This is a genomic window from Aurantimonas sp. A3-2-R12 (genome assembly GCF_036016755.1).
In the GTDB taxonomy this organism is placed as follows: Bacteria; Pseudomonadota; Alphaproteobacteria; order Rhizobiales; family Rhizobiaceae; genus Aurantimonas; species Aurantimonas coralicida_A.
The window spans coordinates 1-22,505 of the sequence record NZ_JAYXIH010000039.1 but is presented as its reverse complement, the minus strand read 5'-3'; the positions used below and the strand labels follow the sequence as shown (position 1 = coordinate 22,505).

Genomic DNA, 22,505 nt, shown 5'->3' with positions numbered 1-22,505 from the left:
TCGCGTTGACACCACGCTAGGGCGGCGTCACATCTGAGGCAAATGGCGGACCGTGGTTTTTCGCGATCCGCGCATTGCCCGCGCGCCGTCGCGGCCGGAACGAAGGACCAAGCCCATGGATCTGCGATTCACCGAGGAAGAGACGGCGTTCCGCGACGAGGTCCGCGCCTTCATCCGTGATCATGTGCCGGAGGACGTCACCGCCGCGCTGCACGATGGCCGCTCGGTCGGCAAGGACGCGATGGTGCGCTGGACCCGCATTCTCAACGACAAGGGCTGGTCGGTGCCACACTGGCAGGAAGCGTTCGGCGGCACCGGCTGGTCGCCGGTCCAGCAGTACATCTTCCAGGACGAACTGCAGCAGGCGCCCGCCCCGCAGATGCTGCCCTTCGGCCACAACATGGTCGGCCCGGTCATCTACACCTTCGGCAACGACGCGCAGAAGGCCAAATTCCTGCCGCGCATCGCCAATCTCGACGACTGGTGGTGCCAGGGCTTTTCCGAGCCGGGCGCCGGCTCCGATCTCGCCGGCCTGACCACGAAAGCCGAGAAGGATGGCGACCATTACGTCGTCAACGGCCAGAAGACCTGGACGACGCTCGGCCAATATGCCGACTGGATCTTCTGCCTGGTGCGCACTGACCCAACCGCGCCGAAGAAGCAGATGGGCATCTCCTTCCTGTTGATCGACATGACGACGCCGGGCGTCACCGTCCGCCCGATCCAGACCATCGACGGCGGCCACGAGGTCAACGAGGTGTTCTTCGACGATGTGCGCGTGCCGGTCGACAATCTGGTCGGCGAGGAAAACAGGGGCTGGGACTACGCAAAATTCCTGCTCGGCCACGAAAGGGTCGGCATCGCCCGCGTCGGCGCCTCCAAGGAGCGCATCCGCCGCCTCAAGGAAATCGCCAGGATGGAGTTCGCCGGCTCCGTACCGGTCTGGGAGAACCGCCGCTTCCGCGAGAAGGTCGCGGCGGTGGAAATCGAGTTGAAGGCGCTGGAAATGACCCAGCTGCGGGTGCTGTCGGCCGAGGCCAAGCGCGCCCACGGCAAGCCGGACCCGGCCTCCTCGATCCTCAAGATCAAGGGCTCGGAGCTGCAGCAGGCGACCACCGAGCTGTTGATGGAGGCGATCGGCCCCTACGCCCTGCCCTACGAGCCGTCGCGCGAAGAGGGGCGAAACGAGCCGCCGGTCGGGCCGGACTACGCCGCGCCGCTGGCGCCCGGCTATTTCAACTACCGCAAGGTGTCGATCTACGGCGGCTCCAACGAGATCCAGAAGAACATCATCGCCAAGGCGATCCTCGGCCTCTGAACTCGCCCCCGGCACGACCGGCCGCGCCCCAGCCTTTCACGCAGGACACAACCGCATGGATTTCGACCTCTCCGACGAACAGGCCATGATCAAGGACTCGGTCGAGCGGCTGATCTTTGACAACTACGGCTTCGAGCAGCGCAACAAATACCGCGCCGAGGAGCCCGGCTTCAGCCGCGACATGTGGGCAGCCTTCGCCGAGCTCGGCCTGACGGCGGTGCCCTTCGCCGAGGAGGACGGCGGCTTCGGTGGTGGGCCGGTCGAGACGATGATCGTCATGGAGGCCTTCGGCCGCGGCCTCGTCGTCGAGCCCTATCTGGCCTCGATCGTCATGGCCGGCGGCGCTATCCGCCATGCCGCCAGTGCCGAACAGCGCGCCGCGTGGGTGCCGGGCCTTGCCGACGGCTCGATCCGCCTCGCCTTCGCATGGGCCGAGCGGAATTCGCGCTATGATCCCGCCTTCATCGCGCTGAAGGCCACGCCTGACGGGGACGGCTTCAAGCTCTCCGGCGAAAAGACGCTGGTGCTCTCCGGCGACAGCGCCGACGGCTTCATCGTCACCGCCCGCACCAGCGGCGCGCCCGGCGAGGAGGCCGGCATCGGCCTGTTCTATGTTCCGGCCGGGGCGAGCGGCCTGTCGCGCCGGGGCTATCCGACCCAGGACGGCATGCGCGCGGCGGAGCTGAGCTTCGAGGCCGTGTCGGTCCCGGCCTCCCATGTCCTTGGCGATCCGGCGGGCGCCTTTCCGGCGATCGCACGCGTCGTCGACGAGACCATCGCCGCGCTCTCGGCCGAAGCGGTCGGCTCGATGGCGCGGATGCACGAACTGACCATCGCCTATCTCAAGGAGCGCAAGCAGTTCGGCGTGCCGATCGGCGATTTCCAGGTGCTCCAGCATCGCGGCGCCGAAATGTACATGGCGCTGGAACAAGCCCGCTCGATGATGCTCTACGCCACCATGAACGCCGCAGAGCCGGACGCTGAAACGCGGCGCGAGGCCATTTCAGCAGCGAAGGTGCAGATCGGCCGCTCGGCGACGTTTATCGGCCGGAACGCGGTGCAGCTGCATGGCGGCGTCGGCGTGACGATGGAATACGAGGTCGCCCACCACTTCAAGCGCACGGCGATGATCGATCTCGCCTTTGGGGATGCGGATCATCATTTGGAGGTGTTGGCGGAACAGGGCGGGTTACGGGGGCTGTAGGGGCTGTCGCGCGCCCGATGAGGCGCCCGCTATCCCCGCCGGACCAGTTCCTTCAAGGCATCGTTGATCCGCGACTGCCAGCCGGGACCGGTGGCGCGGAAATGCCGAACGATCTCGGCGTCGAGCCTGAGCGTCAGCCGTGTCTTGGGGTTTTCGGAAGGCGGCCGGCCACGCCCCCGCGCAACGGTGCCGGTTGCGGGCCGAATGACCTTGCCGCCTTCGGCCAGTTCGGCCCGGTCGAACATGGCGTCCGTCCACGCCGGTGCATCGTCCTGATCAACCCAGGCGACGACGGATTTTTTGGGCTTCACGGTCATGGCAGTGCCTCATGGATATGACGTGGCGGACGTCTTCCCGCGGTGTCCAAACGACCATGACGACCCGGCCGTCGAGAACGCCGTAGGTCTGAAACCGGGTCTCGCCGTAATCTCGGCGATCATCCTTGAGCGTCAGCGTGCGGCCCGCGAACACCCGCTCGGCCTGCATGAAATCGAGACCGCGTTCGCGCAACGTCGTCTCGCGCTTCGCGGGATCGCAGGTGATCCTCACGTTATTTTATGTAGCGACATTTATTCATTATATCAAGGAGTTTCACAGGAGCTCAAGATAGCCCCGAGAGTGCACAGTCTTCAGCATTCTGCCGTCGACCAAATAGACTGAGCCAACGGAATAACCGGCCCCGTGCGAGCATCGGACGATGAAGATGATCGCAAGTTCGGCGGGGCTCGCGACCGAAGCGTCCGGCCCGGGCTTTGCACCGCCGCGCGACTGGCCTAGGCTCGGCCCCGATCAGCCAGGAGAGGATGCGCTGATGTCCAGGATACCCCTTGCCGCCCTGCTCTGGCTCAGCCTCTTTTTCCCGTCATTTGCCTTTGCCCAGGAGCAGGCCACCGACGCGATCCAGCCGGAAATCGCGTCCGAGGCCGGCGCAAGGACACTGGTCAGGGCCGACAAGCAGATGGTGGCCGCCGCCAATCCGCTCGCCGCCGAGGCCGGACTGGACATCCTGCGCCAGGGCGGCAGCGCCATCGACGCGATGGTCACCGTCCAGCTCGTCCTCGGTCTGGTCGAGCCGCAATCGTCGGGTCTCGGCGGCGGCGCCTTCCTGGTCTATTTTGACGCCGGCGCAGGCAATCTCACCAGTTTCGACGGCCGCGAGACCGCGCCCGCCGCCGCGACGCCGAAGCTGTTTCTCGACGATGCCGGCCAGCCGCTGAAATTCTACGACGCGGTCGTCGGCGGCCGCTCGGTCGGCACGCCGGGAACGGTGAAACTGATCTTCGACACGCACGAGCGCTACGGCAAACTGCCATGGAAGGATGTCGTCCAGCCGGCAATCGACCTCGCACGCAACGGCTTTGAGGTCTCGCAACGCCTCAACGACCTCGTCGCCGAGGACAAGGAGCGCCTCGGCCGCTTTGCGGCGACCCGCGACTACTTCTTCGGCACCGACGGCGAACCGCTGTCGGTCGGCACGCTGCTGAAAAACGAGGCCTATGCGGAAACTCTTGAGACCATCGCCGAGAAGGGCGCGGAGGGCTTCTACGAAGGTCCGATCGCGCAAGCTATCGTCGAGACCGTGCAGAACGCGACAGACAATCCCGGCAAGCTCGCTCTGGCCGACCTCGCCGCCTATCGGGTGGTCGAGCGCGCACCAGTCTGCGTCGACTATCGCCAATACGATGTCTGCGGCATGGGTCCGCCCTCCTCCGGCGCACTCACCGTCGGCCAGATCCTCGGCCTGATCGAACCGTTCGACATCGCAGCGCTCGGCCCGACGAGCCCCGAGGCCTGGCGCCTCATCGGCGATGCCTCGCGCCTCGCCTTCGCCGATCGTGGCCGCTACATGGCCGACATCGACTTCGTGCCGATGCCGCTCAAGGGGCTTCTGGACGAAGCGTATCTGAACGACCGGTCTAGGCGGCTGTCGGGCGAAAGCGCGTTGTCGAAGGATGAAGTCGAACCCGGCTCGCCGCCCTGGGACCACGCGATGCTGATGGGCGACGACACGGCGATCGAACTGCCCTCGACCAGTCACTTTTCGATCGTCGACGCCGCCGGCAACGTCGTCTCGATGACCACGACGATCGAGAACGGCTTCGGCTCGCGGCTGATGACCGGCGGGTTTCTGCTCAACAACGAGCTCACCGACTTTTCCTTCGAGACCCATGATGAGGATGGCCGGCCGATCGCCAATGCCGTGGCGCCGGGCAAGCGGCCGCGCTCGTCGATGGCGCCGATCATCGTCATGCGGGACGGCAAGCCGGTCATCGCCATCGGCTCGCCGGGCGGCAGCCGCATCATCGGCTATGTCGCCCAGGCACTGATCGGACTGATCGACTGGGACATGGACGTTCAGGAAGCGGTCGCGATGCCGCATCTGGTCAATCGTTTCGGCACGTTCGATGTGGAGGAAGGCACTTCCGCCGAGGCCCTCGCCCAGCCGCTGCGCGATCTCGGCTTCGAGGTCGAGGCGCGCGAACTCACCTCCGGCCTGCACGGCATCGTCATCGGCCCGGACGGCCGGATGGGCGGCGCCGACCCACGCCGCGAGGGTGTCGCCATCGGCGATTGACGAACAAGGCCCTCACACCGCCAGTGCGCGCTCCGCATAGGCGGCCTCGCCAAACACCCGGCGATAGCGGGCGATTGCGGAGGGTTCGCCGCTGGCCTTGGCGGCGTTGTCCGACAGCTTTACCGCCGGCCGGCCATTCGCCGAGACCACCTTGCAGACGAGCGAGATCGGGTCGAGGCCGCTCATCGGCTCCGGCGCCGTGCCGCGGAAATCGTTGGTCAGATTGGTGCCCCAGCCGAAGCTCATGCGCACCCGGCCCTCGAAATGCCGGTAGGTCCGCTCGATCGTGTCGGAATCCATACCGTCGGAAAACACCAGCAGCTTCTCGCGCGGGTCCTCGCCCATTTGCTTCCACCAGGCGATGATTTCCTCACCGCCCTCGATCGGCGGGGCGGAGTCGGGCCGCAAGCCGGTCCACTCCGCGAGCCAGGCCGGCGCGTTCTTCAGAAAGGCCGGAGTGCCGAAGGTGTCGGGCAGGACGATCAGGAGATTGCCGCCGTAATAGCTCTGCCACTCTTTCAAGACGTCGTAGGGCGCCCGGCGCAGTTCCTCGTCGCTGTCGGCGAGCGCCGCCAGCACCATCGGCAGCTCGTGGGCGTTGGTGCCGATCGCTTCCAGATCGGTTTCCATGGCCAAGAGCACGTTGGAGGAGCCGATCAGCCGGTCGCCCAGACCTTCCTTCAGCGCTTCCACGCACCAGCGCTGCCACAGGAAGGAATGCCGGCGGCGGGTACCGAAATCGGAGATGCGCAGATCGGGGAGCGCCTGCAATTGCTCGACCTTCTGCCACATCTTGGCTTTGGCGCGGGCATAGAGGACGTCGAGCTCGAAGCGCTTGAAATCCTTCATCGCAGCGCGCGAGCGCAGTTCATTGATGATCGCCAGCGCCGGAATCTCCCACATCATCGTGTGGGTCCAGGGCCCATGGAAATACAGCTCGAACTGGCCGTCGACCCGGCGCAGTTCGTATTCGGGCAGCCGGAAATCCTCCAGCCACTCGAGAAATTTCGGGCGGAATATCTGTCGCGTGCCGTAGAAGGTATTACCGGCCAGCCAGATCATCTCGCGCTTGGTGAAGGAGAGCGAGCGGGTATGGTCGAGATGCTCGCGCAGTTCCCCCTCGTCGATCACCTCGGCGAGACGCACGTGCTTGCTGCGGTTGTTCAGCGCGAACGTCGCCGCGACATCCGGATGCAGCCCGTGGATCATCTGCAGCATGAGCAGCTTGTAGAAATCCGTATCGAGCAGGCTGCGCACGATCGTGTCGAGCTTGAAGGTATGGTTCCAGACGCGCGTCGCGATGTCGGTCGCAATCATCTTCGGCTCCTCTCATTCGCGCCGCGTCGAGGCGGATACGCTGCCCTGCCCTCCAAGAGGGTCTGCCGTTGCGAATGACAACGTTTCAGCCGTTACAGGAGAACGCGACGCGGATAAAGCGACCCCTGCCGCGGCGGCGCGATCATCGTGAACGGATCGTCGTCCTTGTCGTGGGGCTCCGCCAACCCAGCCTGGCGAAGGCTGAACATGGCGCCGCGCCGTCGTCAAACCGTTCAGCGGCCTCCGGGGTCGCGGCCGATCCGCTTGCCTCACCGCCCCGAATGGTGTCGAAACGCCGTCACGTCACGATATTCGCTCAGATCGCGATACAGGAGATCCAATGCTGAAATTCCACTTCCACCCGACGCCGAACTCGATGAAGATCGCGCTGTTCCTGAAAGAGGCCGGTCTCGATTACGAACTGGTGCCGGTCGACACGCTGAAGGGTGAACAGCACCAGCCGGCCTTCCGCGCGATCAACCCCAACGGCAAGCTGCCGGCGATCGAGGATAACGGCAAGCGGGTGTTCGATTCCAACGCCATCCTGCTCTATCTCGCCGACAAGCATGGCCAATTCGGCGGCAAGCCGGAGGACCGGGGTGAGCTGTTGTCCTGGCTGATGTTCGTCGCCACCGGCCTCGGTCCGTATTCGGGTCAGTCGGTGCATTTCCGCACGGCGGCCAAGGGCAAGTCCGATTATGCGGAGAACCGCTACACGCGCGAGGCGCAGCGCCATTACAAGGTGCTGGACGACCACCTGGCCGGCCGGGAATTCTTTGTCGGTGACAGCTACACCATCGTCGACATCGCCGCTTGGGGCTGGATCGACCGGGTCGCCAACGTGCTCGGCGAAAATGGACTCGTCGCCTATCCAAACCTCAAGCGCTGGTTCGATAGCGTCAACGCGCGCCCGGCCGTCGCCGAGGCGCGGCAGATCGCCAAGGACGTCTCCTTCAAGTCGGAGCGCGACGAAGCCGCGCTGCGCGCCTTGTTCCCGTCGAACTACGCCGAAACCGCCTGAGACGGACCATCGGATGCCGCCCCTCGCCCTGTCGGGGGCGGCTGTCCATCCGAGCGACCGGGAGACGGTAAGCGCTCTCACCCACGCCGAAGGGATCCGCCATGCAACCACCCACCGCACTCAACGCAGCCTTCGCGGCCGGCGATACCGCCGCTGTCATCGCCGAAACGCTGGCCATGGACGGCGCAACCACCGTCGTCGACATCGGCTGCGGCCATGGCGGCCTTGCCAAAGCTCTGACGGCGCGTGGCTTTCGCGTCACTGGCATCGACCCTGGCGAGGCGGCGATCGAAGCGGCCCGAACGGCTGCGCCCGAGGCCGACTTCGCGGTGGCCCCCGGTGAGAAACTGCCCTTCGCGGACCACAGCTTCGACGCCGCCGTATTCCTCAATTCCCTGCATCATGTGCCCAAGGCCCGGATGCTCGATGCGCTCGGCGAGGCCGCGCGCGTCACGCGGGCAGGCGGCACCGTTCTCGTCGTCGAGCCGCTCGCCGAAGGTCCGTTCTTCGAGGCGGTGCGCCCGATCGATGACGAGACCGACATTCGCGAGGCGGCGAACCGCGCGGTGGCGGATGCCTGCCGGGATGGCCGGTTCGAGCTGCGCGGCAACGTCGTCTTCGAGCGCAAGGAACGCTTTGCCAACGTGGATGCGTTTATCCGCCGGGTGGTGTCCGTCGATCCGACCCGCGCGGCGACGGTCGAAGCCAAGCGCGGCGAGGTCGAGCGCCTGTTCGCGGCGAAGGCAGCACAGCAAGATGGCGCCAACATCCTCGCCCAACCGCTCAGAATCTACTGGCTGCGCTTGCCCGCTTGAGGGACACACCGACAACATCGCGAAGCGCGCTTGCGCCACTCCAAATTTTCAACCGAAATGGCAACGCCCGATGCAAGGGCCGGCAAAAACTCTCGACGCCGCGGCCGGTAATGCTTTTCCCGGAGCGGAGTCTTCTGGCGAACCGCCTTGCGCGCAGACCATGAGCTTTTCCCCATGACGGATCTCAGCGACATTCCGGCCAGCGACCTTCTCGCCATGTTCCGCAGCCGCGGAACGTCCCCAACGGAGGTCTGGGCCGACGTCGAACGCCGCATCGCGATCTGGGAGCCGTCGATCGCGGCGCTTTGGGCCTACGATCCTGAGAGCGCCCGGGCGGACGCGGCGGCAGCCACACAGCGCTGGGCCAAGGGCGCGCCGAAAGGTCCGCTCGACGGCGTGCCGGTGACGATCAAGGAACTGATCGCGACAGAGGGCACCCCAATGCCCAACGGCACCGCCGCGACCACGCTCGTTCCCGCGCCTGAAGACGCACCGCCGGCCGCGCGGCTGCGCGAGGACGGCGCGATCATCTTCGCCAAGACCACCTGCCCCGATTACGGCATGCTGTCGTCGGGCCTGTCGAGCTTCCACAAACTGTCGCGCAATCCCTGGGACATCCGGTTCAACCCCGGCGGCTCCAGCGCCGGCGCCGGCGCGGCGGCGGCGGCCGGCTTCGGGCCGCTGCATCTGGGCACCGACATCGGCGGCTCGATCCGCATTCCCGCCGGCCTCACCGGAACGGTGGGCTTCAAGCCGAGCTACGGCCGCGTGCCGATCGATCCAACCTATATCGGCCGCGTCGCCGGACCGATGACCCGGACCGTTGCCGACGCAGCGCTGATGATGGCGACGCTATCGCGGCCGGACGTCCGCGATCCGACAGGCCTGCCGCCGTCGACGATCGACTGGAGCGACTTCACGCTCGACCCGAAGGGGCTGCGGATCGGGGTCATGGCGGAGGCTGGATGCGGCCTCCCCGTCGGTCCGGACGTCTCGACGGCGCTCGCCGATTGCACGCGCGCCCTGGAAGAGGCTGGCGCCGTCATCGAACCGATACCGGGAATCCTCACCCGCGCCATGCTGGACGGTTTCGACCATTTCTTTCGCGCCCGGTTTTGGGCGACGATGTCGGCCCTGCCCGACGACAAAGGCGCGATGGTGCTGCCCTATATCCGGGAATGGGCGGCCGGCGCGGCGGTCCTTTCCGGCACCGATGTCGCCGAGGCCTTCGACCAGATCCAGGCGATCAAGGCGGCCGCCGCGGCGCCCTTCGCCCGGTTCGACGCCATTCTTTCGCCGGTCAACCCGCAGGTATCCTGGCCGGCCGAAGCGGCCTCGCCGATCGACGATCCCGCCCGGCCGTTCGAGCACATCGCCTTCACTCTGCCGTGGAATGTCGGCGAGCAGCCGGCAATCAGCGTCAATGGTGGGTTTACCGGAACCGGGCTGCCGATCGGCGTGCAGATCATCGGACCGCGCTATGCCGACGGCTTTGTTCTCAAGCTGGCCGCCTTGCTGACCCACGCCGTCGATGCCCAGCCGCGTTGGGCGAGCCTGCATCCCTCAGCTGCGTGAGCGTCGGAGCTTCGCAACAGCCTGCTTCAAAAGCCTTTGATTGTCCCGATTAACGGGTCGTTCATCTCTTGGGCGGGTTCTTGGCGCTTTTCCGGCAAGATCGCGCCGACGCCCGCCCATTCCGGACGGCATCAGATTGAACATTCCTGCGCTTCCGCGATAAGACGCAGGCGTAATTCAACGACGATGGCGCGAATTTTTGGACACGGACCCGGTTTCCACTGCCGATTTGGCCGGACTGCTCGAACAGATCGCGCGCCGGCTGCACTCGCAGGGCTATACCTCGCAGCTGTTTCCGGCCCAGTGGGTGGCGCTGCGCTATGTCCAGTCGGCACCGCCGCACTTGCGCACGGCGATCGATCTCGCCCGCTTCCAGGGCCTCGCGTCGGGTGCCGTCGCGCGCACCGTCCGCACCCTGATCACCAAGGGCTATCTCGCCAAGCTGGGCACGATCGGACGCGGCCGCGCCGAACAGCTGGAACTGACCGATCGGGGCGTCGTCCTTTTGAAGAAGGACCCGCTGCAGTCCATCGCGGCAGCGCTCGAGCCCCTGAGCGAGAACGAGCGCCAGATCCTGGCGAAAGGTCTCGATATCGCGATCCGCTCGACGATGGCGGGGGACAGGCCGGACGCCTCTTGACCCGGATCGAACGGCCCGGCGCAATCTGGATATTTAGTCGGCGAACCGGCCGTCGGCCGCGTCGAGTTCGGCCCGCATCCTTGTGACGAGCAGGCTGTCGTCGGGCGCGCAATTGTCGTGGGTGACAAGCTCCCCGGCTTTCACCGGCCGCGCCACCGTCGCCTTCTCGACCAGGCCGAGCGGCAAGGCCCGCCTGGCGCGCGCGTCGTCCCAGGTCATCGCATAGCCACGATAGTCGGCCTCGCCGATCCGCCCCAGCATCTCGCCCGGCTTCAGATCGCGCTTGGCGATGGCGCCGCATTCGGCCACCGGCCGATCCACGGGCACCATGTCCGGACGGCGATACATCACGGCGCGGGCCGCCGACAACGGCGTCTCCAGACTGGTCAGATGAAACGGCCGGATCAACGCAAAGCACGGGCCCGGGCCGACCTTCAGATCCGCCATCCGCTCGATCGCGCGGGGGTGGCGCGGCTTCACGACACAGAAGACGCCGGGCGCGACCCCCTTGCCGATCGTGTAGTCGACGCATCCGGTCTTCGACAGGATGCCGCCATCCTCGGCCGTGCACAGCACCTGGCCAAGATTGTCACCCGTCGCTTCCGGGCCGTGCATGCCCGGCACGTCCGGCTTGAGGCCGGTGCAATTGGCGATGGCGGTCATCTCCACCATCGTCTTCGAGCCGTCGATGAACTCCACCAGCATGCGGGCGTTCATGTCCCGCTGCCGCGCCTCCTCCTCGTATTCCTCGGGAATGGCGGAATGGCGCAGCGGATTGTTCTTGCCCTTGCCGGCGGCAACCACCTCCATGCCGAGACTCTGGGCGAACGAGATCAGCTCCAGCGTCGAGGCGGGTTCGTCGCCGGCCGATCCGGTATAGACCACGCCGGCCTCCCGCGCCTTGCGGGCGAGCAGGCGGCCGACGGTGATGTCGGCCTCCACGTTCAGCATCACGATGTGCTTGCCGTTGCGGATCGCCTCCATCGCCAGGAAGGTCCCGACCTCCGGGCTGCCCGTAGCATCGACGACGACGTCGATGCGGCCGGCCGCGCACAGCGCGCCGAGATCATCGGTCACGGCGATTTGACCGGCCTCGATCGTCCGGTCGATGTCCGACGCGCTAGCCGCGACGACGCCATGATCGTCGCTGTAGCCCGCCATGGCGATCGCCTGCATTGGCCGCCGGGCGCTGTTCGCCGCGACGGCGCCGACGCGGATTCCGGTCATCAGCGCGATCTGGACGACGATGTCCGTGCCCATCTGCCCGGCCCCGGCCAGACCGATGGTCACCGGTCCGTGCCGGTCGGTGTAGGCGGCGAGCTCGGCGGCAAAGCCGATGCGTTCGATCATGAGGCAGACAGTCCTAAGGTGGCGGCCCCGCAAGGCGGAGTGTGCGCGTTCTAGAGCAACATGGGCTCCAATGGAATTGGCTCGCGCGACGCAGAGGCAACCATACCAGGGCCGGCCGGTTCCCTCACTGGGCGACCCTGTCGCCGCGGCCGCTGCCGGTAACGGTTCGCAGGATCAGGACGAGGTCGCCGACGAAGCTGCGCTCCGCGACATAAGTGGCATCGATCTCGGCGAGCCGAACGGGGTCGGACATGTCGACACCCATCACCTGCGCCTTGCCCGTGATACCCGGCCGCACCTCGAGGACGCCGCGCCGTTCCCGCTCGGCGATCAGTACCGTCTGCGACGGCAGGCAGGGGCGCGGCCCGACAAAGCTCATCTCGCCCTTGAGAACGTTCCACAATTGCGGCAGCTCGTCGAGCTTGAAGGCCCGCAATCGCCGCCCCAGCGGGGTCACAGCCGCGGCGGGCGTCTCGTGGGAAGCGGCGGATTTGGTCGCCCGATGCATGGTTCGCAGCTTGTAGCAGACGAAGGTTCGACCCCGCAGACCGACCCGCTCCTGGGCGAAAAGGCCAGGGCCGTCGCTGTCGCGGCGCACGAGAATGGCGAGGACGCCGACCAGCCAGCCGAGCAGGATCAGCCCGACAAGGCTGGCGAAGAGGTCGAACAGTCGTTTCATCACAGCTTCCGCGAGGCGCAGGGGCCGCTCTTGCAGCGAAACCCGGCCATGGTCCTGACAAGACTGCGCCGGAGTATCGGAGTCGACGCAGAGGAAATTGACGGCGCCCCGCCCCTGACACTATCGAATGAGGCTGGCAAGAGGTGGATCATGAGCGACGGCGGTACAGCGGGCGACAAGCAAAAATCAAGGCGGCAGCAGCGGCTGGAGGCGCAATTGCGGGAAAATCTCCGCCGGCGCAAGGAGCAGGCCCGCGCGCGCCGTGACGAGAGCACGGAGCGAGATCCGGCGGATGCCGCAGAAATCGGCCCCTCCTCCGCTCCGGGGGACGAGCCGAACTCGTGACGGTTCGAGGCGACCCGCGCGGTCGCTTGACCTTGGTCAATGTCACGTTCCTCGGACTCCCGCATCATGCTGGCGGGACGTGGACTTTGCGCCATGCCGCATTTAGAACCGTTCTGACAAGGAGTTCGCGATGATCGATTACCAGAGCCAATTTGAGTCGGCGATCGAGGCATTGCATGCCGAAAAGCGCTATCGGGTGTTTGCCGATCTCGAACGGATCGCCGGGCAATTCCCGAAGGCGCTCTGGCGGCATGACGGCAAGGTTCGCGAGATCACTGTTTGGTGTTCCAACGACTATCTCGGGATGGGCCAGCACGCCGATGTGATCGCGGCGATGACGGCGACCGTCTCGGCAATGGGCTCCGGCGCCGGCGGCACCCGCAACATCTCAGGCACCAATCATCCGCTGGTCGAACTCGAGCGCGAACTGGCCGATCTGCACGGCAAGGAGGCGGCGCTCGTCTTCACCTCCGGCTTCGTCTCCAACGAAGCCTCGATCTCGACCATCGCCAAGCTCCTGCCGAACTGCCTCATCTTCTCCGACGAGTTGAACCACGCCTCGATGATCGAAGGGGTCCGCAAGGCCGGAACCAAGAAGCAGGTCTTCCGTCACAATGATATGGAGCATCTGGAAGAGCTGCTGAAAGCCGCCGACCCGGCGCAGCCGAAGCTGATCGTCTTCGAGAGTGTCTATTCGATGGACGGCGACATCGCACCGATCGAGAAGATCGTCGAACTCGCCGAATACTACAACGCCATGACCTATATCGACGAGGTCCATGCGGTCGGCATGTACGGCCCGCGCGGCGGCGGCATCTCGGAGCGCGACGCGCTCGCCCAGCGCATCGACGTGATCGAGGGAACCCTGGCCAAGGCCTTCGGCGTCCTCGGCGGCTACATCGCCGGCACGAAGGCGGTGATCGACGCCGTGCGTTCCTACGCGCCGGGCTTCATCTTCACCACNCGAGGGAACCCTGGCCAAGGCCTTCGGCGTCCTCGGCGGCTACATCGCCGGCACGAAGGCGGTGATCGACGCCGTGCGTTCCTACGCGCCGGGCTTCATCTTCACCACGGCGCTGCCGCCGGCGCTGGCGGCGGCAGCGACCGCCTCGATCCGCCACCTGAAGACCAGCCAAGCCGAGCGCGAGGCGCAACAGCGCCAGGCCGCTCAGGCCAAGAGCGTGCTGCGCGGCGCCGACCTGCCGGTGATGGAGTCCGACACGCATATCGTTCCGCTGGCGGTTGGCGACCCCGACCTGTGCAAGAAGGCCAGCGACCATCTCTTGCAGCGGCATGGAATCTACATCCAGCCGATCAATTACCCGACAGTGCCGCGCGGCACCGAGCGGCTGCGGATCACCCCGACGCCATTGCATTCCGACGCTCTGATCGAGACGTTGAAGGACGCCCTGGTCGAGACATGGAAGGCCGTCGGCATTCCCTTCGCGACCGAGCGGCCGGCCCATGCCGAACGCTCCGCGAAGGTGACGCCTCTGGTCGTTTCGCAAGCCGGCGGCTGAGCCCCGGCTAGAAAAGGCTTCGTCCAACCATCGTTGCGGGGTATTTTGATGAAAGTCTCGCTCGATCATTTCCTGGGAAAGCTGCCGCTGCCGGCCACCGCCGAATGGCCTGATGGCGTCTTTCATGCCGAGGCCCTGTCCCACGGCACCATGACGCTCGAGATCTTCGCGCCGCGCGGCGAGGACCGCCAGCGTCCGCACAGCCAGGACGAGCTCTACATCATCGCGTCCGGCCAGTCGGATGTCGTCAGGGACGGCGAGCGCGGACATGTCAGAGCCGGCGACGCGCTGTTCGTGCGGGCCGGGACGGAGCACCGCTTCGAGGGGATGTCCGACAACTTCGTCACATGGGTGGTCTTCTGGGGACCACCGGGCGGCGAGGCGCCGGCGCCCTCACCTTCGGTCTTCGCTGCCATCGACGCCTGACAAGCGTTCTTTCTCGTCGATGGGGGGCGCGACCGTGTCGCCCGGTCGCGCGCGGCGCTTCGCGAGCAGGGGAACCACCATCGCGATGCTGACGAAACGCACGACATGATGGGCCGCCACATAGGCAGGATCGACGTCGAACTGGAATGCCAGCACGGTCAGCGCCTCCAGAGCGCCAGGCGCATAGGCGAGCGCCACCTTTCCAAAGCCGATTCCGAGCGCCACCACGGCCACAGCGGCCGCCGCCGCGGAGACGACCAGACCGATCGCAAAGGACCCTATGGCGGCCGGAAGCAGTCGCGAAAACGCCGTGATATTGATCCCCTTGAGCCGCGAACCGATCAGCGTGCCGAGAAGAACGAGGCTCGGGATCGCGAGCACCGGTGGAATCGCCACCGTCGAGACGCCGCCGACGTGCAACGCCCCGCTGCCGATCAGGGCGCCCAGCATCATCCCGCCAGGCAACCGGATCAGATGACCGGCGAACGCAACCAGTGCGCATAGGCTGAAGAGCAAGGCGTAGTCGGCGAGAGTCCCCTCCGTACCGCGCGCCATTGCGACCACGTCGGCGCCGCCTTCCAGCCAGGCGAGGATCGGCGTCAGGGCACCGATCAGAAAGAGCAGCCGGACGCTCTGGACGATGGTGATCCGGGTGAGATCGGCCCGGGTTTCGGACGCGGCGGCCAGCACGAAGGACAGCGCGCCGGGAAGCGAAGCGAACAGCGCGGTGTCCTTGTCCCAGTGCAGCACGCGATGCAGGAAGGCGTGGGTCAGCACGATGACCACGCCGACTCCGAGCATCTGGACGGCGAAGGACAGCGGCCAGATGGCGATCTGCTCCAGCACGTCCGGCGTCACCCCGGAACCGGCCTGGACGCCAAGAACGAAGAACGCCAGCGTGCGCAATACCTGCGGCAGTTCCGTATCGAGCCCGGCGATGCTCGCCGCCGACACCGCGAGCACCGGTCCCAGCAGCCAGGCGACCGGCAGACCGAGCGCCGAGGCGGCAAGGCCGCCGAGTCCGGCGAGGGCGAGCGTTGCGAAGCGATGCGAGAGGGTGCGACCGTCAACGGCTCTCACGCCGCCCGGCCGATCCAATCGACGAGACGGTCGGCGGCAGTTTCCACCTCGTCCAGCCGGCGATGGAAGCAGGCTCTGAGAAACCGATGGCCGGATTGGCCGAAGGCGGTGCCGGGCGCGAGTACCACCCCGGCCTCGTCGACGATGCGAAAGGCCGCGGCGCGGGTATCCGCGATGCCGTCGATCGCGAAGAAGGCGTAGAACGCCCCGTCAGGCGGCGTCATCGACACCCGGTTGGTGGCCAGGAGCCGCGAGGCGAAAATCTCCCGCGCTTCGGCAGCACGAGCGATCTGGCTTTCCACGAACGCCTCACCTTGTTCCAAGGCTGCGAGCGCCCCGCGTTGCATGAAGGCAGCGACGCCCGAGGTCGAATATTGAATGAGGTTCTCGATGATGTCGCCAAAGGCGGCGTTGGTTTCGATCCAGCCGATCCGCCAGCCGGTCATCGCCCAGTTCTTTGAGAAGGAATTGACGAAGACGATCCGATCGTCCTCCTCCATCACATCGTGAAACGATGGCGCCCGTCCGCCGGAATAGTAGAAGCGGCTATAGATCTCGTCGGCGATGATGAAGATACCGGCATCACGGGCGATTTCTAGGATGGCGCGCAATGTCGCCTCGGCGGCCGTCCAGCCGGTCGGGTTGGCCGGCGTATTGACGAACACTGCCCGGGTCTTCGGGCCGATCGCATCCTTGAATTTCTGCAGATCCAACTGCCAACCCGCCTCGGTCCAGTCGAGCGCGACCTCGCGCGCGACTGCACCCTGGAGCTCGGTCGCCGCCGCGAAATTCGGCCAAGCCGGGCCGAAGCAGACGACTTCGTCGCCGGCCCCAGCGAGCGCCGCCAGCGTGATCTGAATCGCCTGCATCCCCGAACCGGTCACGAAGAAACGATCCGGCAAGGAGGGTCGTCCGTAAAGCCGCGCGGTGTAGTCGGCGAGCGCCTGGCGCAATTCCGGCAACCCCCGCTGCCATGTATAAAACGTCTCGCCAGCCCTCAAGCTCGCCGACGCGGCGGCGCAGATGAAATCCGGCGTCGCGAGATCGCCCTCGCCGGCCCACATCGGGATCAGCCCCTCACGTTCCCGCGCATAGTTGATCACGGCGACGATGCCGCTTTCCGGTGCCGCGACCGCTTCGCGGCGCAACTGGGTAAGATCGCTCATGGTTCGGCCTTCAAGGACGGAGATTGCGGCGCGACAGCTTCGCGGATTTCGCCATCGCGCCTCGCGCGCGCCGCGTCAATCCCTTCGCCCAACTTACGGATGTTTGAACGCGTCTCAGGCGCGCGGCGCTCTGTCGGTAGCGACCGCCATCAGATCGCGGATTTCCTCGAGCAGCTTTTCCTGACGCGGCACCTTGGAGACTTCGACAGGCTTGGCCTCTTCCTTGCGCTGCATCCGGTTCATGCCCTTGACCACGAGGAACAGGATGAAGGCGACGATCAGGAAGTTGATCGTCAGCGTCACGAACTTGCCATAGGCGAAGACCGGCCCCTGTTCGCGGGCGGCCTCAAGGCTCGTCGCGGTCACGACAGAGGACAGGGCGACGAACTTGTTGGTGAAATCGACGCCACCTGTGAGGACCGCGACCAGCGGCATGAACAGGTCGCTGACCAGTGAATTGACGAGGCCGGAAAACGCCGCCCCGATGATGATGCCGATCGCCAGATCGACCATGTTGCCCTTGAGGGCGAATTCCTTGAATTCCTGAAGCATTCTTCGTCCTGATATCGACGGCGTGATGTCGCGCGGTTGCGCGCGATCATACAAACTCGCCGCGCCGACACAATCGGCATGACCGGCGGCATTCTCCCCGCCATATCTGGACTTGCGGCGGCCCCGGTGGTTCTGTTCGCCGACAGACGGCGGACCTCATCCGCCGTGGGAGGCTGGATTTGAACAGTGGCATCATCGTCGTCACGGCGATCGCCTATCTGCTTTTGCTGTTCGCCGTCGCCTGGTGGGGCGACCGGCGGGCCGCGGACGGCCATGCAAACCAGAGCCGGCCTGGCGTCTACGCGCTCAGTCTCGCCGTCTATTGCACTTCCTGGACCTTCTTCGGGTCGGTCGGCGTCGCCGCGCGGGACGGGCTGTCTTTCCTGGCAATCTATCTCGGTCCGATTCTCGTGTTCCTGCTCGCGCCGGCCTTCATCGAACGGCTGGTCCGGCACGCCAAGGCCGAGCGCATCACCACCGTCGCCGACTTCATCGGCTCGCGCTACGGCAAGAACCCTTCGGTCGCGGCCCTGGCCACGCTGATCGCCATCATCGGCACGGTCCCCTATATCGCGCTGCAGCTCAAGGCGATTTCGACCAGCGTCGCCGCGCTGGTCGCCCATTATCGCGCGACCCCCGAGATGCCGCCGCTGTTCAACGACCTCGCCCTGCTGGTCGCGACCGTTCTCGGCATCTTCGCAATTCTTTTCGGCACCCGTCATGCCGACGCCACCGAGCACCAGGACGGTCTCGTCCTCGCCGTGGCGATGGAATCGATCGTCAAGCTCGCCGCCTTCCTGGCGATCGGGATCTGGGTCACTTTCGTGCTGTTCGAGCCCGGCGAACTCTGGAGCGCCGCTCTGGCAAGCCCGGCCGTGACCAGCGCCTTCAGCTCGGAAATCGGAGGCCGCTTCCTCGCGTCGATGGGCCTGAGCGCGCTGGCCATCCTGCTGCTGCCGCGGCAGTTCCATATGACCGTGGTGGAAAACCGCACCCGCGACGAAATCCGCCGCGCCCGCTGGCTGTTTCCGCTCTATCTCGTTCTGATCAACATCTTCGTCGCCCCGATCGCCGCCGCCGGCCTGATCAAGCTTGGCGGCACGGTCGATGCCGACCTCTACGTGCTGTCGCTACCCCTGTCGCAGGGTCAGGACGCCCTGTCGCTCGTCGCCTTCATCGGCGGCCTCTCGGCGGCGACCGCCATGGTCATCGTCGCCAGTGTCGCGCTGTCGATCATGATCTCGAACGACCTCGTCCTGCCGTGGCTGCTCAAGCGCCGCGGTCCCGGCATCGACACCCGCCAGGACGAAACCCGGCTGATCCTCAACGTGCGCCGCTCGGCGATTCTCGTCGTGGTGTTTCTGGGATACGGCTATTACCGCTTCGCCGGAACGGGCAGCGGTCTTGCCTCGATCGGGCTCCTGTCCTTCGCCGCCATCGCACAGCTCGCCCCGCCCTTCCTCGCCGGCCTGTTCTGGAAGAGGGCGAATGCACGCGGCGCCATGGCCGGGCTCATCGCCGGCATCCTGGTCTGGGCCTATACGCTGCTCCTGCCGGCGATCCAGGCGCCGGCGGTCACCGGATCCCTTGCGGCAGCGGCCGCGGCCACACCCGACATCGATCCGCTGCTGTTCGGTTGCCTCGCCAGCCTGCTGGCCAATATCGCCTGTCTCGTCATCGGCTCGCTCAGTCGCCCGGCGACTCCCCTTGAGCGGATTCAGGGCGCCATCTTCGCGGCCAAGGACGCCGGGCCGGCCGCCGGCTTGCGCCGCACCCGCTCCGGCGTCAGCGTCGGCGAGCTGACGGCGACCATCGCGCGCTATCTCGGCGCCGAGCGCACCGAACGATCGCTGGCGCGCTTCGCCGAGGAGGAAGGCCGAACGCTCGACGCCAACGCGACCGCCGACAGCGCGACGATCCGCTTCTCCGAACAGCTTCTGGCCTCCGCGATCGGCTCGGCCTCCTCCCGCCTGGTCCTGTCGCTCCTGTTCCAGCGGCACGCCGATTCCAGCCGGTCGGCGCTTCGGCTCCTCGACGACGCCTCCGAAGCGCTGCAATACAATCGCGACCTCTTGCGGATCGCGCTCGATCAGGTCGACCAGGGGCTGGCGATCTTCGATTCCGACTATCGGCTGACCTTCTGGAACCGCCAGTTCCGCGATCTGGTCGGCCTGTCGCCGGATTTCGGCCAGATCGGCACGCCCTTCACCGTCGTGCTCGACGAGCTGCTCGACGCGGGCGAGATCGATCGCGAGGAATACGAGGTGAGCTTCGAGAGCCTGACACGCGCCCCCGCCTTGCGCCAGATCGGCCTGAAGCGCTCCGGGCGGGTTCTGGAGTTCCGCGCCAATCGGATGCCGGAGGGCGGGTTGGTAGCCACCGTCTCTGACATGACGGAGCGCGTCATGCAGGCCGCGGCATTGCGCGAGATGAACGAAAGCCTGGAGGAACGGGTCCGTGTGCGCACCGGCGAACTTCTGAACGCCAACAACGAACTCGCCAAGGCCCGTCAAGTGGCCGACGCGGCCAATCTCGGCAAGACGCGGTTTCTCGCCGCCGCCGGACACGACATCCTGCAACCGCTCAACGCTGCGCGGCTCTATGCGGCCGCGCTTCAAGAGCGTCAGGACACCGGTACCGGCCGGGAGATCGCCGCCAATATCGGCTCCTCGCTGGAGGCCGTCGAGGCGATCATCGGCGCGGTACTCGACATTTCCCGTCTCGAGGCCGGCGGAATGCAGGCCAAGGTCGAGGACTTCCCGCTCGACCGGCTGCTACGCCAGATCGAAACCGACATGCGGCCGCTCGCCGAGGAAAAGGCCATCGTGCTGCGCTTCGTGCGCACCAGCGCCGCCGTCCGCTCGGACCGTAACCTGCTCCGACGCCTGATCCAGAATCTCGTCTCGAACGCCGTCAAATACACACGCGCGGGCAAGGTCGTCGTCGGAGTCCGGCATCGGGTCGGCGGCAGCGTCGACATCGAGATCGCCGACAACGGCATCGGCATCCCCGCCGACAAGCTGGAAACGATCTATCAGGAGTTCGTGCGACTCGATGAAGGCAGCCGGACCGCCCGCGGTCTCGGCCTCGGCCTGTCCATCGTCGACCGCATCGCGCGGGTTCTCGACCATCCGGTCGAGGCGACCTCGGAGCATGGGCGGGGAACCCGCTTCCGCATCACCCTGCCGGTCGCCGAGGCTAAGCCCGTTCTGCTGACGGAAACGCCGCTGCTACCGGCGCGGTCCGGCTTGGCGCTCGGCGGCACGCGGGTGCTGTGTATCGACAACGAGGTCGCCATCCGCGAGGGGATGCGGGTCCTTCTCACCGGGTGGGGTTGCGAGGTCGAAGCTTTCGGCTCGGCGGGTGAGGCCGTCGACATGCTCTCGAAGCGAGGTATCCTGCCGGATATCGCCCTCGTCGACTACCATCTCGATGACGGCAACGGGCTCGACGCCATCGGCCTGCTTCGCGGGACGCTCGATCCGCAGCTTCCGGTGATCCTCGTCACCGCGGACCGGTCGCCGGATCTGCGCGAACAGGCCCTCGCCATGGACGTCGATGTGCTGACGAAGCCGCTGAAGCCTGCCTCCCTGCGAGCCGCGATGGGCCGCAGGAGCAATCGCCGCGAAGCAGCCGAGTAGCCGAGCCTGGCGCCAGGCCAGATGCTCTCAGGCCGCGAAACCGCCTTCCAGATCGATGCCGAGTTTGGAGAGGCGGATCACCGCCTGCGTGCGACTGTCGACGCCGAGCTTCAAGAGCACGGCCGAGACATGCGCCTTGATCGTCGCCTCCGATATGCCGAGTTCATAGGCGATCTGCTTGTTGAGAAGCCCCCGGCCAAGCATGGTCAACACCCGCGTCTGTTGTGGCGTCAGTGTCCGGATGCGCCGGATCAGCTGCGTCACCTCCGGGTCGCGCTCGGCATCAAGTGAAATGTCCGGCGGCAAGAAGACCTCGCCGGCGAGGAGCGAAAGGATCGCCTGACGGATCGTGTCCAAGCTCGACGATTTCGGGATGAACCCCGAGGCACCCAGATCGAGGGCCCGCGCCACGATCGGCGCGTCTTCGCTGCCGGAGACGATCGCGATAGGAACCGAGGGGTGATCGGCCCTGAGCAATGCCAGACCGGACAGCCCGCTGGTGCCCGGCATATTGAGATCGAGCAACATCAGGTCAGCGTCCGGATTGGCCGTCAGCGCCGCCGCGGCCTGGTCGAAATCCGCCGCTTCGACGATCTCGGCCGGGTCCGGCAGCGCCGTCAGGATTTCCCGCAGGGCGCCGCGAAACAGTGGATGGTCGTCGGCCACGATGAAGACATGGCTCATGTCCGTTGTTCCTCCCGTCGTATTCCCGGTGCCGCCGCGGCGCTGCGGCGGCCGGTCCTCCCGGCTGTCGGCTTTTCTTGACCCTCTTGGTCCTCCGGATCAAGACCATTCCCTAATGGCAGCCGCTTCACGGGATACTTCCGGCGAAATGGAGGACGATTTCGCGCGAATGCGGCCGCGCACGATGTTCGACGACGTAGATGCCCTGCCAGGTTCCAAGCATCATGCGTCCCGCCGAAACCGGCACGGCGAGGCTGGTCGCCGTCAGCGCCGACTTGATGTGGGCGGGCATGTCGTCAGGCCCCTCCATCGTGTGCGTATAGGGGGCATCCTCGGGCGCCAAGCGGTCGAGTGCCCCCAGCAGATCGTGCTGGACGTCGGGATCGGCATTCTCCTGGATTGTCAGAGACGCGGACGTATGCCGGATGAACAGCGTGACGAGGCCGTCGCGGGCTCCCGCCGCGGCGAGACATTCGGCGATCTGATGACTGATACCAACGGGAGCGAAGGCCGACTCTTCGGGGATTCCCAAGCTGACAGAATTCTGAATCACTGTGGCAAACGGAGGTTTGTCATGGCAGCACCGGTTCCCCTTCG

Annotated in this window: 20 protein-coding genes and 2 pseudogenes; 12 read left to right on the top strand and 10 right to left on the bottom strand. The window is 66.1% G+C overall.

Features of this window, described 5'->3' with window-relative positions:
- Positions 1-115: 115 nt before the first annotated feature.
- Both pimC and VSX60_RS17365 read left to right on the top strand, forming a co-directional pair.
- Positions 116-1,318: a pimeloyl-CoA dehydrogenase large subunit gene (gene pimC / locus VSX60_RS17370; protein ID WP_327625525.1), complete on the top strand. Its 1,203-nt coding sequence runs from the start codon at positions 116-118 to the stop codon at positions 1,316-1,318.
- A 55-nt stretch (positions 1,319-1,373) separates the two neighbouring features.
- Positions 1,374-2,522 carry an acyl-CoA dehydrogenase family protein gene (locus VSX60_RS17365; protein ID WP_327625524.1) on the top strand — a complete coding sequence of 383 codons (1,149 nt, stop codon included), beginning with the start codon at positions 1,374-1,376 and terminating at the stop codon, positions 2,520-2,522.
- A 29-nt stretch (positions 2,523-2,551) separates the two neighbouring features.
- Here VSX60_RS17365 and VSX60_RS17360 read toward each other — a convergent pair whose 3' ends face one another.
- Positions 2,552-2,839: a BrnA antitoxin family protein gene (locus VSX60_RS17360; protein ID WP_327625523.1), complete on the bottom strand. Its 288-nt coding sequence runs from the start codon at positions 2,837-2,839 to the stop codon at positions 2,552-2,554.
- Positions 2,799-3,071: a BrnT family toxin gene (locus VSX60_RS17355; RefSeq protein WP_327625522.1), complete on the bottom strand. Its 273-nt coding sequence runs from the start codon at positions 3,069-3,071 to the stop codon at positions 2,799-2,801. Before VSX60_RS17355 ends, VSX60_RS17360 begins: the two co-directional genes overlap by 41 nt.
- Before the next feature lie 262 nt (positions 3,072-3,333).
- Here VSX60_RS17355 and ggt point away from each other — a divergent pair, with 262 nt between their 5' ends.
- Positions 3,334-5,097, top strand: coding sequence for a gamma-glutamyltransferase (ggt, locus tag VSX60_RS17350; protein ID WP_327625521.1), 1,764 nt, complete (start codon positions 3,334-3,336; stop codon positions 5,095-5,097).
- Positions 5,098-5,109: 12 nt separating this feature from the next.
- Here the strand turns inward: ggt and pncB are convergent, their stop codons facing one another.
- Positions 5,110-6,414, bottom strand: a complete 1,305-nt coding sequence (gene pncB / locus VSX60_RS17345; RefSeq protein ID WP_327625520.1) for a nicotinate phosphoribosyltransferase — start codon at positions 6,412-6,414, stop codon at positions 5,110-5,112.
- Positions 6,415-6,754: 340 nt separating this feature from the next.
- Between pncB and VSX60_RS17340 the strand changes: the two genes are divergently transcribed.
- From VSX60_RS17340 to VSX60_RS17325, 4 genes are all read left to right on the top strand, one after another.
- Complete coding sequence (locus VSX60_RS17340; protein ID WP_327625519.1) at positions 6,755-7,435, top strand: glutathione S-transferase family protein; 681 nt, start codon at positions 6,755-6,757, stop codon at positions 7,433-7,435.
- 101 nt (positions 7,436-7,536) lie between these two features.
- Positions 7,537-8,250 (top strand): class I SAM-dependent methyltransferase, encoded by a 714-nt coding sequence (locus VSX60_RS17335; RefSeq protein WP_327625518.1) that lies wholly within the window; start codon positions 7,537-7,539, stop codon positions 8,248-8,250.
- Positions 8,251-8,424: 174 nt separating this feature from the next.
- Complete coding sequence (locus VSX60_RS17330; protein WP_327625517.1) at positions 8,425-9,825, top strand: amidase; 1,401 nt, start codon at positions 8,425-8,427, stop codon at positions 9,823-9,825.
- A gap of 199 nt (positions 9,826-10,024) precedes the next feature.
- Positions 10,025-10,465 carry a MarR family winged helix-turn-helix transcriptional regulator gene (locus VSX60_RS17325; RefSeq protein ID WP_327625515.1) on the top strand — a complete coding sequence of 147 codons (441 nt, stop codon included), beginning with the start codon at positions 10,025-10,027 and terminating at the stop codon, positions 10,463-10,465.
- Between the two features lie 33 nt (positions 10,466-10,498).
- Here the strand turns inward: VSX60_RS17325 and VSX60_RS17320 are convergent, their stop codons facing one another.
- Both VSX60_RS17320 and VSX60_RS17315 read right to left on the bottom strand, forming a co-directional pair.
- Positions 10,499-11,815: an NAD(P)H-dependent oxidoreductase gene (locus VSX60_RS17320; RefSeq protein WP_327625514.1), complete on the bottom strand. Its 1,317-nt coding sequence runs from the start codon at positions 11,813-11,815 to the stop codon at positions 10,499-10,501.
- 124 nt (positions 11,816-11,939) lie between these two features.
- The gene (locus tag VSX60_RS17315; RefSeq protein ID WP_327625513.1) at positions 11,940-12,494 is read right to left on the bottom strand and encodes a sugar transferase; all 555 of its coding nucleotides are present in this window, start codon (positions 12,492-12,494) and stop codon (positions 11,940-11,942) included.
- 150 nt (positions 12,495-12,644) lie between these two features.
- Between VSX60_RS17315 and VSX60_RS17310 the strand changes: the two genes are divergently transcribed.
- The 4 genes and pseudogenes from VSX60_RS17310 (at position 12,645) to VSX60_RS17300 (ending at position 14,785) form a co-directional block, all read left to right on the top strand.
- A complete protein-coding gene (locus tag VSX60_RS17310) occupies positions 12,645-12,839 on the top strand; it encodes a hypothetical protein (protein WP_327625512.1) in 195 nt (64 codons plus the stop codon).
- Positions 12,840-12,972: 133 nt separating this feature from the next.
- A pseudogene (gene hemA, locus VSX60_RS22615) lies at positions 12,973-13,779 on the top strand (5-aminolevulinate synthase); the annotation flags it as partial.
- A gap of 25 nt (positions 13,780-13,804) precedes the next feature.
- Positions 13,805-14,359: pseudogene (locus tag VSX60_RS22610) on the top strand (aminotransferase class I/II-fold pyridoxal phosphate-dependent enzyme); the annotation flags it as partial.
- Positions 14,360-14,407: 48 nt separating this feature from the next.
- Positions 14,408-14,785, top strand: coding sequence for a cupin domain-containing protein (locus VSX60_RS17300; RefSeq protein ID WP_327625511.1), 378 nt, complete (start codon positions 14,408-14,410; stop codon positions 14,783-14,785).
- Here VSX60_RS17300 and VSX60_RS17295 read toward each other — a convergent pair.
- The 3 genes from VSX60_RS17295 to mscL all read right to left on the bottom strand — a co-directional run bounded on the left by VSX60_RS17295 (position 14,753) and on the right by mscL (position 17,583).
- Positions 14,753-15,865: an AbrB family transcriptional regulator gene (locus VSX60_RS17295; RefSeq protein ID WP_327625510.1), complete on the bottom strand. Its 1,113-nt coding sequence runs from the start codon at positions 15,863-15,865 to the stop codon at positions 14,753-14,755. The two genes, VSX60_RS17300 and VSX60_RS17295, sit on opposite strands and share 33 nt — an antisense overlap.
- Positions 15,862-17,031, bottom strand: coding sequence for a pyridoxal phosphate-dependent aminotransferase (locus VSX60_RS17290; protein WP_327625509.1), 1,170 nt, complete (start codon positions 17,029-17,031; stop codon positions 15,862-15,864). Before VSX60_RS17290 ends, VSX60_RS17295 begins: the two co-directional genes overlap by 4 nt.
- A 114-nt stretch (positions 17,032-17,145) precedes the next feature.
- A complete protein-coding gene (mscL, locus tag VSX60_RS17285; protein WP_253962464.1) occupies positions 17,146-17,583 on the bottom strand; it encodes a large conductance mechanosensitive channel protein MscL in 438 nt (145 codons plus the stop codon).
- 179 nt (positions 17,584-17,762) lie between these two features.
- Here mscL and VSX60_RS17280 point away from each other — a divergent pair, with 179 nt between their 5' ends.
- Positions 17,763-21,224 (top strand): hybrid sensor histidine kinase/response regulator, encoded by a 3,462-nt coding sequence (locus tag VSX60_RS17280; protein WP_327625508.1) that lies wholly within the window; start codon positions 17,763-17,765, stop codon positions 21,222-21,224.
- 27 nt (positions 21,225-21,251) lie between these two features.
- On the opposite strand, the gene VSX60_RS17275 is transcribed toward VSX60_RS17280, so the two are convergent.
- Both VSX60_RS17275 and VSX60_RS17270 read right to left on the bottom strand, forming a co-directional pair.
- A complete protein-coding gene (locus VSX60_RS17275; protein WP_327625507.1) occupies positions 21,252-21,908 on the bottom strand; it encodes a response regulator transcription factor in 657 nt (218 codons plus the stop codon).
- A 127-nt stretch (positions 21,909-22,035) separates the two neighbouring features.
- Positions 22,036-22,401: a secondary thiamine-phosphate synthase enzyme YjbQ gene (locus tag VSX60_RS17270; protein WP_327625542.1), complete on the bottom strand. Its 366-nt coding sequence runs from the start codon at positions 22,399-22,401 to the stop codon at positions 22,036-22,038.
- Positions 22,402-22,505 lie beyond the last annotated feature (104 nt).

What these genes read in the sequence shown, in the direction of transcription:
- VSX60_RS17315 (WP_327625513.1), bottom strand. Translation starts at nt 12,494, where the DNA reads ATGAAACGACTGTTCGACCTCTTCGCCAGCCTTGTCGGGCTGATCCTG.
- VSX60_RS17300 (WP_327625511.1), top strand. Translation starts at nt 14,408, where the DNA reads ATGAAAGTCTCGCTCGATCATTTCCTGGGAAAGCTGCCGCTGCCGGCC.
- VSX60_RS17360 (WP_327625523.1), bottom strand. Translation starts at nt 2,839, where the DNA reads ATGACCGTGAAGCCCAAAAAATCCGTCGTCGCCTGGGTTGATCAGGAC.
- mscL (WP_253962464.1), bottom strand. Translation starts at nt 17,583, where the DNA reads ATGCTTCAGGAATTCAAGGAATTCGCCCTCAAGGGCAACATGGTCGAT.
- VSX60_RS17330 (WP_327625517.1), top strand. Translation starts at nt 8,425, where the DNA reads ATGACGGATCTCAGCGACATTCCGGCCAGCGACCTTCTCGCCATGTTC.
- VSX60_RS17340 (WP_327625519.1), top strand. Translation starts at nt 6,755, where the DNA reads ATGCTGAAATTCCACTTCCACCCGACGCCGAACTCGATGAAGATCGCG.
- pncB (WP_327625520.1), bottom strand. Translation starts at nt 6,414, where the DNA reads ATGATTGCGACCGACATCGCGACGCGCGTCTGGAACCATACCTTCAAG.
- VSX60_RS17365 (WP_327625524.1), top strand. Translation starts at nt 1,374, where the DNA reads ATGGATTTCGACCTCTCCGACGAACAGGCCATGATCAAGGACTCGGTC.
- ggt (WP_327625521.1), top strand. Translation starts at nt 3,334, where the DNA reads ATGTCCAGGATACCCCTTGCCGCCCTGCTCTGGCTCAGCCTCTTTTTC.
- VSX60_RS17310 (WP_327625512.1), top strand. Translation starts at nt 12,645, where the DNA reads ATGAGCGACGGCGGTACAGCGGGCGACAAGCAAAAATCAAGGCGGCAG.
- VSX60_RS17275 (WP_327625507.1), bottom strand. Translation starts at nt 21,908, where the DNA reads ATGAGCCATGTCTTCATCGTGGCCGACGACCATCCACTGTTTCGCGGC.
- VSX60_RS17320 (WP_327625514.1), bottom strand. Translation starts at nt 11,815, where the DNA reads ATGATCGAACGCATCGGCTTTGCCGCCGAGCTCGCCGCCTACACCGAC.
- VSX60_RS17290 (WP_327625509.1), bottom strand. Translation starts at nt 17,031, where the DNA reads ATGAGCGATCTTACCCAGTTGCGCCGCGAAGCGGTCGCGGCACCGGAA.
- VSX60_RS17335 (WP_327625518.1), top strand. Translation starts at nt 7,537, where the DNA reads ATGCAACCACCCACCGCACTCAACGCAGCCTTCGCGGCCGGCGATACC.
- pimC (WP_327625525.1), top strand. Translation starts at nt 116, where the DNA reads ATGGATCTGCGATTCACCGAGGAAGAGACGGCGTTCCGCGACGAGGTC.